This window comes from Halosimplex rarum, assembly GCF_047715405.1.
GTDB lineage: Archaea > Halobacteriota > Halobacteria > Halobacteriales > Haloarculaceae > Halosimplex > Halosimplex rarum.
Genome location: NZ_CP180412.1, coordinates 264567 through 280196 on the forward strand (window position 1 = coordinate 264567; position 15630 = coordinate 280196).

Annotated in this window: 9 protein-coding genes; 2 read left to right on the forward strand and 7 right to left on the reverse strand. The window is 69.4% G+C overall.

The window, feature by feature from the left end; all coding sequences use genetic code 11:
• Nucleotides 1-256: 256 nt before the first annotated feature.
• The 5 genes from ACMGFH_RS01255 to ACMGFH_RS01275 form a co-directional block, all read right to left on the reverse strand.
• Nucleotides 257-1915: a binary toxin-like calcium binding domain-containing protein gene (locus ACMGFH_RS01255; protein WP_415380964.1), complete on the reverse strand. Its 1659-nt coding sequence runs from the start codon at nucleotides 1913-1915 to the stop codon at nucleotides 257-259.
• Nucleotides 1916-2172: 257 nt separating this feature from the next.
• Entirely contained in the window at nucleotides 2173-2592 is a 420-nt protein-coding gene (locus ACMGFH_RS01260) for a hypothetical protein (RefSeq protein ID WP_415380965.1), read from the reverse strand.
• 352 nt (nucleotides 2593-2944) lie between these two features.
• Entirely contained in the window at nucleotides 2945-5272 is a 2328-nt protein-coding gene (locus ACMGFH_RS01265; RefSeq protein ID WP_415380966.1) for a DEAD/DEAH box helicase, read from the reverse strand.
• A 164-nt stretch (nucleotides 5273-5436) separates the two neighbouring features.
• Nucleotides 5437-7851 (reverse strand): integrin alpha, encoded by a 2415-nt coding sequence (locus tag ACMGFH_RS01270; RefSeq protein WP_415380967.1) that lies wholly within the window; start codon nucleotides 7849-7851, stop codon nucleotides 5437-5439.
• 388 nt (nucleotides 7852-8239) lie between these two features.
• Complete coding sequence (locus ACMGFH_RS01275; protein WP_415380968.1) at nucleotides 8240-11524, reverse strand: hypothetical protein; 3285 nt, start codon at nucleotides 11522-11524, stop codon at nucleotides 8240-8242.
• Between the two features lie 432 nt (nucleotides 11525-11956).
• Here ACMGFH_RS01275 and ACMGFH_RS01280 point away from each other — a divergent pair, with 432 nt between their 5' ends.
• Both ACMGFH_RS01280 and ACMGFH_RS01285 read left to right on the forward strand, forming a co-directional pair.
• On the forward strand, nucleotides 11957-12328 hold the full coding sequence (locus ACMGFH_RS01280) for a cupin domain-containing protein (RefSeq protein ID WP_415383296.1): 372 nt from the start codon (nucleotides 11957-11959) through the stop codon (nucleotides 12326-12328).
• Nucleotides 12329-12423: 95 nt separating this feature from the next.
• Nucleotides 12424-13332 carry a DMT family transporter gene (locus ACMGFH_RS01285; protein ID WP_415380969.1) on the forward strand — a complete coding sequence of 303 codons (909 nt, stop codon included), beginning with the start codon at nucleotides 12424-12426 and terminating at the stop codon, nucleotides 13330-13332.
• Between the two features lie 19 nt (nucleotides 13333-13351).
• On the opposite strand, the gene ACMGFH_RS01290 is transcribed toward ACMGFH_RS01285, so the two are convergent.
• Nucleotides 13352-14149 (reverse strand): RIO1 family regulatory kinase/ATPase, encoded by a 798-nt coding sequence (locus ACMGFH_RS01290; RefSeq protein WP_415380970.1) that lies wholly within the window; start codon nucleotides 14147-14149, stop codon nucleotides 13352-13354.
• Nucleotides 14150-14188: 39 nt separating this feature from the next.
• A complete protein-coding gene (locus ACMGFH_RS01295; protein ID WP_415380971.1) occupies nucleotides 14189-15589 on the reverse strand; it encodes a PQQ-binding-like beta-propeller repeat protein in 1401 nt (466 codons plus the stop codon).
• Nucleotides 15590-15630 lie beyond the last annotated feature (41 nt).

Consider the following 15630-nt stretch of genomic DNA (forward strand, 5'->3'; position numbering starts at 1 on the left):
TGCTGGTAGGCAGGAAACAACTGGTTGTCACACAGAGACCCGCTCTTGCTGAATACACGCTCTGTATTCAGCACACGGTTCTTGACAAAGGTGTGAAGATTGCGCTGCGCAGCGTTCCATCGTTCGCCTGTATTGAGCATCCGCCGAGCGGAGCGAGGCGGTTCACCGGTCGCGACCGTAGGGAGCGACCGGCTTTTTCACCCATGTTTTTGGCTCGGGGGTCGCCTGCGGCGACCCCCGAGCGAAAAAGATGGTTTTACTCCTCCAGGGCCGATTCGGCGCCCGGCGGGAGGTCCTCGGGGCGCATCACGACGTTGCCCCGGCCCACGTCGACCTTGACGATGGTCCCCTCGGACTCCATCGCCGAGAGGACGCGGCTGACCTTCGACTTCGACCACTCGGTCTCCTGGACGAGGGCGGCCTGTCGCATCCTGCCCTCGTGGTCGTCGAGCAGCGTGAACACGACTTCCTCGTCGGAGAGGAACTCCGTCGGCACCTCTTCGGTCTCGGCGGCCGCCTCGCCCTCGGCGGCCTGGGTGGTCCCCTCCGAGATGACCGCGGCGGGCGCCGCCTCCGGTTCCGGCGAGTCGGGCCCGTCGTCGGGTCGATCGGGGTCGGCGCGCTCGCGTTCGCCGGTCGAGAGCGCGCGGCGGACGCGGCCGACGGGGGCGCGCCCGGACCAGACGAGGAAAGCGACGACCGCGACCGCCGCGACGGCGACGCCGACCAGGCCCGCGAGCGCGAGCGGGATGTCGTCAGCGCTCGCAGCGTCGACCTCCTGGGGGTCGGGGACGCCGTCGCCGTCGGTGTCGGGGTCGGTCGGGTCCGTCTCGTATTCGTTGACTTCGGCGCCGTCTTCGAGGCCGTCGCCGTCCGTGTCGGGATTGGTCGGGTTCGTGCCGTAGGTGTTGACTTCGGCGCCGTCTTCGAGGCCGTCGCCGTCGGTGTCTGGGTCGGTCGGGTCGGTGTCGTACTCCTCGACCTCGGCGCCGTCTTCGAGGCCGTCGCCGTCCGTGTCGATCTGATTGGGATCGGTGTCGTAGGTGTTGACTTCGAGGTTGTCGTCGAGGCCGTCGGCGTCGGTGTCGGACTCCAGCGGGTTCGTCTCGAACTCGTTGATCTCGGCGCCGTCGTCGAGGCCGTCACCGTCGCTGTCCGGCTCGGTCGGGTCAGTGTTGTACGTGTTGACTTCGAGGCCGTCGGGGACGCCGTCGCCGTCGGTGTCGGCCTTGTTCGGGTTCGTCCCGAGTTCGAGTTCCCGCGGGTCGGGCAGGCCGTCGCCGTCGGTGTCGACCTTCGTCGGGTCGGTCTGGTACTCCTCGATCTCCTCGTAGTCCGAGAGGCCGTCGCCGTCGGTGTCGTTGTTCTTCGGCGAGGTCTCGTACGTCTCGACCTCCGCCTCGTCGGAGAGGCCGTCGCCGTCGGTGTCGTTCGACCGGAGCGAGGTGCCGAGCGACGCCTCCCGCTCGTTGGTGAGGCCGTCGCCGTCGAGGTCGCCGTCGCGTTCGAGGACGGTGACCGGGATGGTCTCGCTGTCGAGGTCGGTCGTGTCGTTGGCCTCGCCCACAGCCACGCGGAGTTCCTGCTGGCCGGTCAGGTTCGTCGGCCAGTTACCGACCTCGACGGCGACGGTCTGGTTACCTCCTGCAGACACCGAGAACCCGCTGCAACCGAGCGTCCGGTCGGCCGAGGCGACGCGCAGGCAGAGGGAGCCGTCGTCGAGGCCGCCGTCGCTGGCGACCGTCGTCGCGAAGCCGTGGTCCGAGGACTGCCAGATCGCGAACCCGTCTTCGAAGCCCGTCACTGCGCCGTCGCCCCGGTAGGAGACGTCGGTGATCCGCGCGTCGACCGCCGACGCCGACTGGTCGGCCCCCGCGGTCGCCGTCGCGACGAGCGGGGCCGCCCCACTCGCCACTACGAGGACCGCGAGAAGCCAAACGTGAACGTTCCGTTCCATGGGGTCGTGTGTGCCTGCCCGTCAACCGACGTGGCCCGGTCGTGCCCCCCCGACCGGACAGTTCCACGCGCGGGTGACAGAGTAGTCTGACTTGGGTGGCTGGCGTTAGGAACCTTACGCCGCCATCGGAAGGGTATGGCCACCTTTCCGCGCCGAAATCACTGCATACCGATCGGACGGGACCGTCCGGACCGGAGCGGCCGTCCGCGTGCGGTCTATCGCCGGGTCTCCTCGCCGACGAGCCGGGTCGGTGCCCGCCGCTCGTCGGGCCGGTCGGACCAGGGCTCGCTGATCGAGATCTTCATTTCCTCGGCCAGCCGGACCGTCTCGCGCCGGGCGTCGTAGGCGACGACCCCGAAATCGTCGAGCTTCAACAGGTGCGCGCACCCGAGTCGGTTCCTGACGCGAGCGACTGCGCCGTCGTTCGCGGCGGCCGGACTGTCGTCGCCGTCCCACCAGCCGACGAGGTGTGCCGCTACCTCCTCGACGGTCGCGCGGCCGTCGTTTTCCTGGAGGTAGTAGAGTATCGCGCGACGCTCCCAGTCCGAGAAGACGTCGTGCATCGTCTCGATTTCGCTGGAGTCTGGCGTCGGACGGTTGCGGGCCGGTCGGGTTCGCGAGTGCGTGTCTGACATGGTTTGCCTTGCAGGGGGCTCAGCGGCGACCCATCGCCGGACTCGTCCACCGCGCCCCGTAGTCAATTATAGGCCGGAGAGTGGCAAAGAACCGCAAACTCGTCCCGACCGTTGTCACAGTTCCCCACGGTACGGCGACCCGTTGGAACCCGGCAACCCCCCGACGTGGCCGCGTCTGACGCCGCCGGCCCCCTCCGGCCGTGAAACAGTCGAAACAGTCGAACCGGACGCGTGCAACAGACGAAACGTCGGGACGTGGTCTCGTTTCGGCGGGTAAATCGCGAGCGAGCGCGTCTCTGCTCGGATGACTCGCGCTGGGTCCCTCGAGCCGAAACGGAGTCGTAAGGGCGCCTTACTCGACGAGCGCCGCGAGCAGGTCGGCGGCCAACCCCTTCTCCAGGGGGTCGTTCGCGTTCCCGCAGTGGGGCGACTGGACGCAGGCGGGGCAGCCCGACTCGCACGGGCAGTCCCGGAGCATCCCCAGCGTGCGCTCCACGAGGTCGACGACGGTCTCGTAGGCGCGGCTCGTCAGGCCGACGCCGCCGGGGTAGCCGTCGTAGACGAAGATCGTCGCGCAGTCGGTGTGCGGGTGCTGCGGCGTCGAGAGGCCGCCGACGTCCCGGCGGTCGCAGAGAAACGAGAGCGGAAAGAGCGAGATCATGCCGTGTTCCGCGGCGTGAATGGCGCCCGGGAACGCGTCGGGGCCGTCGCCCGCAGTTCGGATATCCGTCTCGACCTCGCCGGGGACGGTGAAATACAGGGCCTCGGTGTCGAGGGTCGTCTCTGGCAGGTCGAGCGCCTCGCGGCCGATCGGTTCCCCGCTCTGGCGGTCGTAGCGCTCGAAGCCGGTGATCTGCTTGCGCATGCTCACGTCTGCGAAGCGCACCGTCACGTCCTCGTGCGTCGGGAGGCGCTGCTCGCGGCGGTCCTCCTCGACGGTGATCGTCTTGTCGTGCAGCACCTGCGTGTAGTAGTTCGGTCGCACGGGTCCGAGGTCCGCGACGTCGTTGCGCAGGTCCAGATCGACGACCTCGAAGTCCTGGCCCTGGTGATGGTAGATCGCGCCGGGGTGGGCGTCGCGCAGCGCGTCCGCGAACGAGAGCGTCGCGATGCGGTTCCCGTCGCGGCGGTCCCGCAGTTGCACCTCGCGGTCGCCGATGGTCCGCAGGCTCATCTCGTGTTGCGGGCTGCCCCCGCCGTCGTAGAGCCAGCGCAGGCCCGCGTCTGTGGTCCGGCGGTCGAGGTCTCCCGCCTCGGTCAGGTCGGCGACCACGTCGGGGAAGGGCTCGCCGAAGTACCGGTCGTCGTCGGGCCGGAGCCAGTTCTCGCGTGCGGCAGCGCGCACGTGATCCGGCAGGAGGTGTTCGTTCTCGGGGTTCGAGATGGCCTCCTCCGGGTCGTTCTCGAAGAAGTCGCGCGGGTGGGCCATCAGGTACTGGTCGAGCTGGTCCTCGCCGGCGACCATCGCGACGAGCGAGGGGTCGGTGCCGCGGCCCGCCCGGCCGCCCTGCTGGAACGCGGCCATTCGCGTCCCGGGATAACCGTCGAGCAAAACAACGTCGAGGCCGCCGATGTCGACGCCGAGTTCGAGCGCGTTCGTGCTCCAGACCCCTCGGACCTCGCCGGAGTCGAGACCGTCCTCGATCTCGCCGCGGCGTTCGTCGGTCAGCGCGGCCTGGTAAGCGTCCACGTTCCGGGCCGCCTCGTGTTCGCCGCGGTCGCGCAGATCGCTCGCGCTGTCGGTCGCGTAGCGCTCGGCGACCTGCCGGGACCGGGTGAACGCGACGGTCTGGTAGCCGCGGGCCACCAGATCGACGAACAGGCGCTTGGTCTCGACGTGACTGGAGCGGCGCCGACCGCTCCCGAACCCCTCGCCCGCGTCGTACTCGGGCGGGTTCCAGAACAGCCAGTGGGTCGGTCCCGTCGCGCTGGTGTCCTCGTCGACGAGTTCGAACGACTCGGGCGACTGGCCCGTGACCGTCGCGGCGTGGTCGACCGGGTTGCCGATGGTCGCCGAGCAGCAGACCCAGTCCGGGTCGGCGTCGAAGCGTTCGCAGATGCGCTGGAGGCGCCGGAACACCATCGCCACGTGACTGCCGAAGACGCCGCGGTACTCGTGGACCTCGTCGACGACCACGGTCTCCAGGCGCTCGAAGAACCAGTCCCACAGCCGGTGGGCGTGGGGCATGATGCCGTAGTGGAGCATGTCGGGCGTCGTCAGCAGGACCGTCGGCTGACGCTCCCGGATGGCCTCCTTCTCGTTGCGGTCCTGTCGACCGGTGTACTGCGCGACGGAGACGCCCGAGGCGAAGCCCAGCCCGTGGGCCAGATCTGAGAGGGTCTCCTCCTGGTCGTTGATGAGCGCGACCTGCGGCGCGATATAGAGCGTCGTCGCCCGCTCGTCGAGCGCGCGCTCGAAGGCGGGGACGGTGTAGGCGAGGGACTTCCCGCTGGCCGTCGGCGTCGCGAGGACGACGTTGTCGCCCCCGCGGACGGCCGAGACGGCGTTCGCCTGGTGGTCGTAGAGGCGGTCGACGCCGTCGGATTCGAGCGCGCCGGCGAGCCGCGAGTCCAGGTCCACGTCGGCGAAGGTCGCTTCGCGGCCAGGCGTCACGCGCCGCTCGGCGATCTGCCCGTCGTAGTATGGCCGGCCCTGCAGCCAGCGGATCGTCTCGTCCACGTCTACAGGGTCGTTGGAGAGCGTCGCAAAAGCGGTTGCGCCTCACGCGTTCCGCGCGGGTCGGATCCCGACCCCCGTTGCCAGTGATCGAGCGCGTCACCCTCGCGGAAAAAGCATCGCGTCGGTCGGTCGTCCGGTTCCAGAGGGGTCGCGCGCCGGAGTCGCTATTCCCCGCGCGTGCGCGCCGTCGCCAGCACGGCCAGCGAGAGACCCATCAGTCCGACGAACGGGAGGGGGAACAGCGGCGAGGTGGAAAGGGTCTCCAGCGCCGTCTGCTCGCCGGCCGGCGCGTTGCCCGCGCCGCCGTCGTCGTCCGGCGTCTCGGTCTCCTCGCCCTCGCCGGTGTCCGCGTCGTCGGGGTACGCCTTGACCGACCCGCGGTCGAGTTCGCTCTGCGCGAATCGCAGCTGGGTCTGGCCGGGTGTACAGGGGCTGCTCGCGGAGCGGTCGCCGCTCACGTCAGTCCCCTCACCGGCCTCGACGACGCCCGGGCTCCCCGACTGCTCGTAGAGTCCGGACCCGGTCCCGTGGACGACCGATTCCGGCCCCATTCCGGGACCGCCCTCACGGTAGTTGACCGTGACCGGATCGCCCTCGGTGTTGTCGTCGACGTTGTTGATGATGATCACCCTCCGCTCCGTCTGATCGGAGTCGAAGCAGAAGGCGACGAAGTCGATCGATCCGTCTTCCGGTTGCGTACCTGGCGCCTCGGTCGTCTGCGTCGGCGTGTCGGTCGCGGTCCCGGTGTCCGTGGCCGTGTCTGTCTCCGTGGCCGTGTCGGTCTCAGTCTCGGGGGCGACGGCCGTCTCGGTCGCGGTGGCGGTCACGGTATCCGTGCCGGCCGCCGTCTCAGTAGCAGTCTCGGTCGCTGTCCCCGCGGCCGTGTCGGTGCCCGTCGCAGTCGCATTGTCCGTCTCCGTCTCCGCATCGGTCGGCGCTTCGGTCTCCGGCGCCACGGTGTCGGGACAGTCGGCGCGGAGCGCGTACGCGGCGCCCGCGTCGGTGCGGTTCAGGGAGTCGTTGTAGGGCGCGCCCACGACGACGTCGGCGGTCCCGTCGTCGAAGAAGTCCCCGGCGTCGGCGACCGCGTAGCCGGCCAGGTCGTCCGCGCCGGCGCCGAGGAACCGAGCGTCGGCGTCGGAGAGGTTCACGCTGTCGCCCAGGGCCTCGCCGCCCGTGACGAGGTAGGCCGCGCCGGCGTTCTCGCCGGCGCTGCTGTCGTTGTAGGGCGCGCCGACGAGCACGTCGCTCGCGGCGTCGCAGCCAGTACCGTTCGCGCCGTACGACGAGACGGACCAGCCGGCGCGGTCGAGCGCACCCGAACCGGCAAGACGGACGTCGGCGTCGGCGAGCGTCGTCACGCCGTCGTCACCGAGGTCCTCGTCGCCGTAGACGACGTAGGCCGCGCCCGCGTTCGTGCGGTTGTTCGAGTCGTTGTACGGAGCGCCGACGACGAGGTCGTCGACGGTGTCGTTGTTCACGTCGCCCGCGCCGGCGACCGACCAGCCCGCGCGGTCGCCCTCAGAGACGCCGACGTAGGTCGCCGTCGCGTCTTCGAGCGAAGTGGTGCCCGATTCGGTGGCGTCCGCGACGTAGACTGCGCCGGTGCGGTTCAGTCGGTCGGACGCTTCGTCATCGTCAGTCGCGTCTGCGGTGGCGTTGTATCCGGGAGCGCCGACGGCTACCTCTGTGACGCCGTCGTCGTTCACGTCGCCTGCCTCGGCGACCGACCAGCCGGCGTTGCTGCCGTTGCGTTCACCGAGGAACGTCGCGTCGGCGTTCGAGAGGTTCACTCGCGTGTCGTCCGAGTCAGCGATGGTGTCGCCGTCGACGACGTACGCGGCGCCGGCGTTCGTCCCGCTGGTGTTTGCGTACGGCGCGCCGACGGCGACGGCGTCGGTCCCGTTCGTTCGGTTCACGGCCGCGACGGAGTAGCCCGCGAGGCCGTCGTCGGCCGTGCCGGCCAGCACGGCGTCGGCGTCGGAGAGGTTCATCGCCGACGGGAGCGACTCGTTGCCGTAGATCACGTACGCAGCACCGCCGTTCCCGGTGGCGTTGTCGCTGTACGGCGCGCCGACGACGACGTCGGCGAGGCCGTCACCGTTGACGTCGCCGGCCGTCGACACCGACCAGCCGGCGAGTTCGTTGTTCTCGGGTGCTCGCAGCACCACGTCGGCGTCGGAGAGGTTCACTTCCCCGGGGTCGGCCGGGCCGTAGACGATGTAGGCTGCGCCCGCGTTCGGAGCGGCGGAACTGTTGCGCGGCGCACCGACGATCAGGTCGGTCACGCCGTCGCCGTTCACGTCGCCCGCGCTCGCGACCGAGAGGCCAGCGGTGTCGTTGACGCCCTCGCCGTGGAACGTCGCTTCGGCGTCGGAGAGGTTCGTCGAGTCCGCGAAGCCGCCGGGCTGTGCCTGCGCCGCAGCTGCGTCGTTCTCGGCTGTCGCCGACGGTCCCTCGGCCGCACCGAGGTCGACCGCGCCGGCGACGACTGTGCTCAACAGGACCAGCGCGACGACGCCGACCACGAACAGTCGGCTGCGCGCCGCCCCGGATTTCGACGATGATTCGTCTGGCATGCATCGGACGCACGACCAGCCCTGTGGTTGTTATTCAGCGACCATCGCGAGACAACGCGACGTTACCCGCTCGGCGAGTGAACTCTCCCGACTGTTCCGACTCGCCCAGTTGCCGTTCGCGGCACGGCTCGACACTGCCGCCACCGACCGCTCGACCGCGCCGGACGATCCGCCTGAAAGGCGGTATTTGTCGACGCCGTCTCGCGGTTCTGGTCGGCAAAGCGAGGGAGCGAACGGTTCACGAGAGCGGCGGAAACCTGCGCTTGTCAGTCGCGGTACGATGACGTGAACGGTGCGAGAAACAGTCACCACGAGCGACGATCGTCTGGTCTGTCTCGTTGCGGTGAAACCGCCGTCGGCGCGGAAAAAATTGGGTCGAACCGGAGCGTTATTCGTCGCGGAACCGGCTCATCCCCAGCACGGCGAGCGAGATTCCCATCAGTCCGACGAAGGGAACCGGGAACAGCGGCGACTGCGAGAGCGTCTGCAGTGCAGCCTGGTCGCCGGCGGGCGCGTTGCCCCCGTTTCCGCCGTTACCGGCGCCGGCGCACGTGTACATGCCCTGCTCGTTCTGCTCGACGTTGTCGTTGGTCGCGATCAGGTCACCGTTCACGTACACCTCGAAGATTTTCGGTTCGTCGAGGCCGGCGAAGGCGGGGTCGTCAGCGGTGACGCTGAGCTCAGTCTGGCCTTCGCTGATCGTCGTCATGAACGAGGCCTCCGTCCCGTCGTTACCGATCGCCACTACTTCGACTTCGTCACCCTCCTCCAGGTCACTGATGATGACCTGACTGCAGCCTCTGAAGTCGGTAGTAGGACCGTCATCCGGCGTCTCAGTGTCCGGGGTCTCCGTGTCCGGAGTTTCAGTGTCCGGGGTCTCCGTGTCCGGGGTCTCAGTGTCCGGGGTCTCAGTGTCCGGCGTCTCAGTGTCCGGCGTCTCCGTATCCGGCGTCTCAGTGTCCGGGGTCTCCGTGTCCGGGGTCTCCGTGTCCGGCGTCTCCGTGTCCGGCGTCTCCGTATCCGGCGTCTCAGTGTCCGGAGTCTCCGTATCCGGCGTCTCAGTGTCCGGGGTCTCCGTGTCCGGGGTCTCAGTGTCCGGCGTCTCCGTGTCCGGGGTCTCCGTGTCCGGCGTCTCAGTGTCCGGAGTCTCCGTATCCGGCGTCTCAGTGTCCGGAGTCTCAGTGTCCGGAGTCTCAGTGTCCGGGGTCTCAGTGTCCGGGGTCTCCGTGTCCGGGGTCTCCGTGTCCGGCGTCTTGGTTGGCGTCTCTGGCGTCTCGGTCGGCGTCTCCGGCGTCTTGGTTGGCGTCTCGGTCGGCGTCTCCGGCGTCTTGGTTGGCGTCTCTGGCGTCTCGGTCGGCGTCTCCGGCGTCTTGGTTGGCGTCTCGGTCGGCGTCTCCGGCGTCTTGGTTGGCGTCTCTGGCGTCTCGGTCGGCGTCTCCGGCGTCTTGGTTGGCGTCTCTGGCGTCTCGGTCGGCGTCTCCGGCGTCTTGGTTGGCGTCTCTGGCGTCTCGGTCGGCGTCTCTGGCGTCTCGGTCGGCGTCTCTGGCGTCTCGGTCGGCGTGTCTGGCGTCTTGGTTGGCGTGTCTGGCGTCTCGGTCGGCGTCTCTGGCGTCTTGGTTGGCGTGTCTGGCGTCTCGGTCGGCGTCTCTGGCGTCTTGGTCGGCGTCTCTGGCGTCTTGGTCGGCGTATCAGGCGTCTCGGTCAGCGTCTCTGGCGTCTCGGTCGGCGTCTCCGGCGTCTTGGTTGGCGTCTCTGGCGTCTCGGTCGGCGTCTCTGGCGTCTCGGTCGGCGTCTCTGGCGTCTCGGTCGGCGTGTCTGGCGTCTTGGTTGGCGTGTCTGGCGTCTCGGTCGGCGTCTCTGGCGTCTTGGTTGGCGTGTCTGGCGTCTCGGTCGGCGTCTCTGGCGTCTTGGTCGGCGTCTCTGGCGTCTTGGTCGGCGTATCAGGCGTCTCGGTCAGCGTCTCTGGCGTCTCGGTCGGCGTCTCCGGCGTCTCGGTCAGCGTCTCTGGCGTCTCGGTCGGCGTCTCCGGCGTCTTGGTTGGCGTGTCTGGCGTCTCGGTCGGCGTCTCTGGCGTCTTGGTCGGCGTATCAGGCGTCTCGGTCAGCGTCTTTGGCGTCTCGGTCGGCGTGTCGGTCGGGGTCTCGGCACCGACGGGTTCTTCGCAATCGCTGAAGAGCAGGTACGCAGCACCGGCGTCGGTGCGGTTGTTCGAGTCGTTGTAGGGGGCGCCGATCGCGACGTCCTCGAAGCCGTCGTCGTTCATGTCGCCTGCCTCGGAGACGGCGTAGCCGGCGCGGTCACCCTCGCCTTCCCCCAGGAACGTCGCGTCGGCGTTCGAGAGGTTCAGATCGCCGTCGAGCGAGGCGTTGCCCGAGACGAGGTAGGCGGCACCGGCGTTCTCGCCGGCGCTGCTGTCGTTGTACGGCGCGCCCACGAGCACGTCGTCGACGTCGTCGCACGTCACGTCACCCGAGCCGGCCGCGGAGACGGACCAACCGGCGCGGTCGAGCGCTCCTTCACCGGCCATGCTGACGTCCGCGTCGGATAGTGACTGCTCGCCGTCGATGTCCGAACCGCCGTAGACGGCGTACGCGGCGCCGGCGTCGGTGCGGTTGTTCGAATCGTTGTAGGGGGCGCCGATCACGACGTCCTGGTAGCCGTCGTCGTTCAGGTCACCCGCGCCCGCGACCGCCCAGCCTGCACGGTCGCCCTCCGAGACGCCGATCAGCGTCACCGACGCGTCGGCGAGCGAGACGTTTCCTCCCTGCTCGGCGTTCGCGACGTAGGCCGCACCGGTGAGGTTGGCCGCGTCACCGGTCTCGGACTCCGCTGCGGTAGCGTTGTATCGCGGCGCGCCGATCACGACGTTCGCATCGCCCTCGCCGTCGACGTCGCCGGCGTTCGCGACCGACCAGCCGGCGTTGCTACCGTCGCGCTCACCGAGGAAGGTCGTGCTCGCCTCGGAGAGGTTCAGGGCGCTCCCGGGCGATTCGACGAGCGAGAGGCCGGACACGACGTACGCCGCACCGGCGTTCTCGCCGCCCGCGTCGGCGTACGGCGCGCCGACGGCGACGCTCCCGTACTCGCCCGTCGTGTTGACGTTCGAGACGGAGTAGCCCGCGAGGCCGTTGGCTTCGGTTCCGGTCAGGACCGCGTCGGCGTCGGAGAGGTTCATCGACGACGGGAGCGACTCGTCGCCGTAGACGACGTACGCGGCGCCGCCGTTCGGCGCGGCGCTGTCGTTGTACGGTGCGCCGATCACGACGTCGTCGAGGCCGTCACCGTTGACGTCGCCGGCCGTCGACACCGACCAGCCGGCCAGATCGTTGCTCTCCACGCCGCGGAGCGTCACGTCCGCGTCGGAGAGGTTCACTTCCCCGGGGTCGGCCGGGCCGTAGACGATGTAGGCCGCGCCGGAGTTCGGGCCGGCGGAGTCGTTGCGCGGCGCGCCGATGATCAGGTCGTCGACCCCGTCACCGTTTACGTCGCCGGCCTCCGAAACCGTCCATCCGGCCGTGTCGCTGGTCCCTTCACCCGCGTATTTCACGTCCGCGTCTGTCAAGTTTATCGTGCCTTCGTATCCGCTCTGTGACGACTCCTGAATCGGTGCGGCGTCCGCCGGGGCCTCCGGTTGTGTCCCCAACTGGACGGCGCCTGCGACGGACGTACTCACGATGAACAACAACACGACACCGACAACTGCGAGTCGTCCGCGTGTCGATTCTCCGCCTGGTTGGTGTGGCATAGCACCGGCACAACGAACAGTCGCGGTATTGTTATTCAGCTACCAGAACGAGTAATGTTGGTCAATCGTTCAGCCGGTTCGTCGATCAGTTGTGATTACGTCGCATCGAGAGAGTGTCGATATCACGTCTCACACTATCCGGATCGCGGGCGCCGCGGCCCGGACGCGATGGTCGCGCTTACGGATCGAAAGTCGATATTTCTCGACGCCGTCCCGAAATTTTCCGACCGTCCGCTCGTTCGCTCTCGAGAGGTAGGCTCGCGGAACGGGCACGTCGCGCTCACATCGACGCGGGTACGAACGGGTTACGCTGAACCAGCGCGAGAGAACATTTACGTTCTGGATTTTCGATTAATTGGTATTGGCTATCATGTCGTCGACCCCACCGAACTGGAACCGGAGCCGGACCGTCCGTCGGAGATGCGCTACGTCAGCGAGGCCGCCGAGATGGATCGCGTGGGTCTGCGCACCTACACCGTCGCGCCGGGCGAGGAGATCCCGCTCTCGGGCCTGCACTACCACGACGAGCAGGAGGAGGTATTCTACGTGCTCTCGGGCGAACTCAGCGTCGAAACGCCGGAGGAGCTGTACACCGTCTCTGCCGGACAGTTCTTCGTCGCCGAGCCCGAGAGCCCCCACCGCGCGCACAACGCCGCCGACGCGGACGAACCGGTCCGCGCGATCGGGATCGGTGCGCCACCGCTCAGCGACGGCCACTTCTGGGACGGCTGAACGGGCCCGCCGCTGCGCCTGTCGTCGGCCGCGTTCCCGGTCGACGCGCCGGTGCAGGGAAAGACGAAAGGCGCGTCTCGCACAACGAGCGGTCGATGGCCGGCGAGACGCTATCGCGTCGCCTCGAATCCCGGGTGTCGCCGATAGCGGCGCTGGTGGTCGCGATACTCGCGGTCTCGACGAGCGCGATCCTCGTCCGCTGGAGCGACGCGCCGCCGTCGGTCGCGGCGTTCTACCGCGTCCTCTTCACGGTCGGACTGCTCGGGCCGCTCGCGTTCTCCAGGCACGGCGAGGACCTCCGGTCGCTCGGGCGCAGGGACGCCCTCGCAGCGGGGGTCACGGGCGTCGCCCTCGCCGTCCACTTCGCGGCGTGGTTCCAGTCGGTCAGGTGGACGAGCGTCGCGGCCTCGGTGACGCTCGTGCAGTCCCAGACGCTGTTCGTCGCCGTCGGCGCGGCGCTGTATCTCGACGAGCGGCTCACGCTCTCGAAGACCGCAGGGATCCTGATCGCGCTCGCGGGCGCGGTGGTCATGTCCCTCGGCGAACTCCTCGGCGGAGCGGCGGTCGGCCCGCGGCCGCTGGCGGGGAACGCGCTCGCCCTCCTCGGCGCGGTGATGATGGCCGGCTACGTGCTCGCCGGGCGGGCGCTGCGCGCCCGAATCGCGCTCGTCCCGTACGTGACGGTCGTCTACTCGGCGTGCGCCGTCGTCCTCGGAGCATTCGTGATCGCGCAGGGGGACGGCCTCGTCGGCTATCCGCCGGTCGAGTGGGCGCTGTTCCTCGCGATGGCGATCGGCCCGGGCGTGTTCGGCCACACGGTCATCAACTGGGCGCTCGAACACGTCGAGTCCTCGGTCGTGAGCGTGTCGCTGCTCGGCGAACCGGTCGGGAGCACCCTTCTGGCGCTGGTGTTGCTCGCAGAAGTTCCGGGGAGATGGACGGTCGTCGGCGGCGCGGTCGTACTCGGCGGGGTCTACCTGACCGCCAGAGCGCGCGCATCGTGACCGTTCGAGCCGGTCCGGTTCAGGCGGCGTGTTTCTCGATCTCGCCTTTGACGGCGGCGCCGTCGAAGTCGTGTTCGGGGCGGATGTTGACGAAGTCGAGGAAGTCGCGGGCTTCGAGCAGGGCGTCGGGGTCGTGGACTTCCAGCGCGGCGGCGACGGCCTCTCGCGCGCCGATGAGCGGTTCGAGCGCGCCGAGCGCGCAGGCGGTGTCGTAGGCGCGGGCGTCCTCGATGGCGTCGCCGCGGACCTTCGTCGCGTCGATGAAGTACAGGTCGCCCCCGGAGACGAGGACGTTCTCGCGCTGGAGGTCGCCGTGGGCGAGGTTGTTGTCGTGCATCCGGTCGAGGGCCTCGAAGAGGTCGACCGCGTGGCCGCGCACCTCGTCGGGCGGCAGTTCGTCCAGCGACCGGAAGTCCGGGAGGTATTCGAGGACCATCACGGCCACGTCGTCGAACTCGAAGGCCTCCTTGGGCTCGGGCGCGTTGACGCCGATCTCGCGCATCCGCTCGTTGGCTTCCAGTTCGTGCTCGGCCATCTCGATGGGCGCGTCGAAGCGCTCGAAGAAGCCCTCAGTGCCCGAGGAGAACGCGCCGAGGTTGCGCCCGGCGGTGAGCAGGGCGTGGACCAGCGAGTTCTGTTCGGTGACGACCTTGACGAACAGTTCGTCGTTGACCACGCAGGGTGTCGACAGCCAGTTGTCCGCGTCGAGGAAGACGACTCTCGCCATCTCCAGGTCGTAGCGGTCCATCACCTCCCGGACCGCCCCTTCGAGCGTCGGCCAGGGGACTGTCCCCCGGAGAAATCGCCGGAACGCCATCTGTCCGGCGAGTGGTGGGCCACGGGTTTAGTGGTTCGGTCATCCGTCTCCGCCCGCGGTCCACCGGCGGAGTTCCCCGTCGCGGTCGCCCACCCCGTACAGCGCCTCGGACCCGAGCGCGAGGCGCTCGGCGTCGGTCTCGGCGGTCCAGACGACCGACCCGTCGTCGGGGCGTAGCGCGAACAGCGTGCCGTCGGCTACCGCCCCGTAGAGGGCGTCGTCGCCGGCGACCATCGGACCGACGCCCCGCCGCGCGTCGTCCGTCCGGTCGCCGACGGTCTGCTCCCAGACCCGTTCGCCCGTCGCCGGGTCGGTCGCGACCACCTTCCCGCCGACCCGTCCGGTGTACAGGCGCTCGCCGTCGGCGGTCAGTCCCCTGCCGCGGGCGCGGTCGTGCCAGACGGGTTCGCCCGTCCGGTCGAAGGCGTAGACGACTCCGCTAGCTCGGCGAACGACGACACGTTCGCCCACCGTGACCACCGTGTACACGGCCCAGCCGCCCTCGTCGGTTCCTTCCGGCGGCATCGCGTCCGCCATCCACGCCCGGTCGCCGGTCGCCGGGTCGAAGGCCATCAGCTGCTTGCCCGAGGCGCCGACGTAGAGGTACTGGTCGCCCAGCGCCGGCCGGGCGCCGACGTGTTCGCCGAACTCGTGGTCCCAGCGCCGCTCGCCGTCGCTTTCCAGCACCCGCACCGACCACCCCGTCGCGAGCACGACCCCCTCGGCGGTAGGGTGAACGACGTCGACGCGCTCAGGGAGCTGGCGCGTCCAGTGGGCCGTCCCTTCGGCGGCGTCGACGGCGTGGAGTCGGTCGTCCGCGCCGACGTACACTCGGTCGCCGCGGGCGGCGCAGGCGGACACTTCCGCCACCGACCCGTCGGACTCGTCTGTCAGTTCGTACTCCCAGACTCGTTCGCCCGTCACCGGGTCGAGGGCGTGCAGGAACTGCCGCTCGGGCGGAGCGACGTGCGGCCCGTAAACCAACCGACCGGTGGCGTACACCCGCCCGTCGGCGACGACCGGGTGGACGTACTCCGGGTCGTGGTAGTCAGTGTCCGCCGCAGGTGGCTCGGCTCGCCACGCCTCGGTCGGCGCTGCCCCGAAGGTGACTCCCTCGGGGTTGTGGCCGTGGTTTCTCTCGCCCCCTCGGGGGAGCGGCCAGCCCGTGTCGGGCCGGGCGGGCTCGGCACCGTCTGTCTCGGGCGTCTCATCGTCGGGTGCGTCCGTCTCCGTCTCGGTCGCCGTCTCCGTGTCGGTGGCCGTCGCAGTCGGCGACTCGGTCGGTCGCGCCGTCGGCGTGGGAGCGGGGGTGTCAGTCGGCGTGGGGTCGGCGTCGGGCGTGTCCGTGTCACCGGACTCGTCGCCCGGACACCCTGCGAGGGCGCCGGCGGCAGCGACGCCGAGCGCTCGCAGGAGGGCGCGTCGCTGACGGGAAAGCACGTCTCGGCCGACTGGGCGGGGTGGTATGTGTCTTGTGGCCG

Excerpts from the sequence above, each read along its gene's own strand:
- ACMGFH_RS01285 (WP_415380969.1), top strand. The coding sequence starts at position 12,424 with ATGGCCGGCGAGACGCTATCGCGTCGCCTCGAATCCCGGGTGTCGCCG.
- ACMGFH_RS01270 (WP_415380967.1), bottom strand. The coding sequence starts at position 7,851 with ATGCCAGACGAATCATCGTCGAAATCCGGGGCGGCGCGCAGCCGACTG.
- ACMGFH_RS01290 (WP_415380970.1), bottom strand. The coding sequence starts at position 14,149 with ATGGCGTTCCGGCGATTTCTCCGGGGGACAGTCCCCTGGCCGACGCTC.
- ACMGFH_RS01260 (WP_415380965.1), bottom strand. The coding sequence starts at position 2,592 with ATGTCAGACACGCACTCGCGAACCCGACCGGCCCGCAACCGTCCGACG.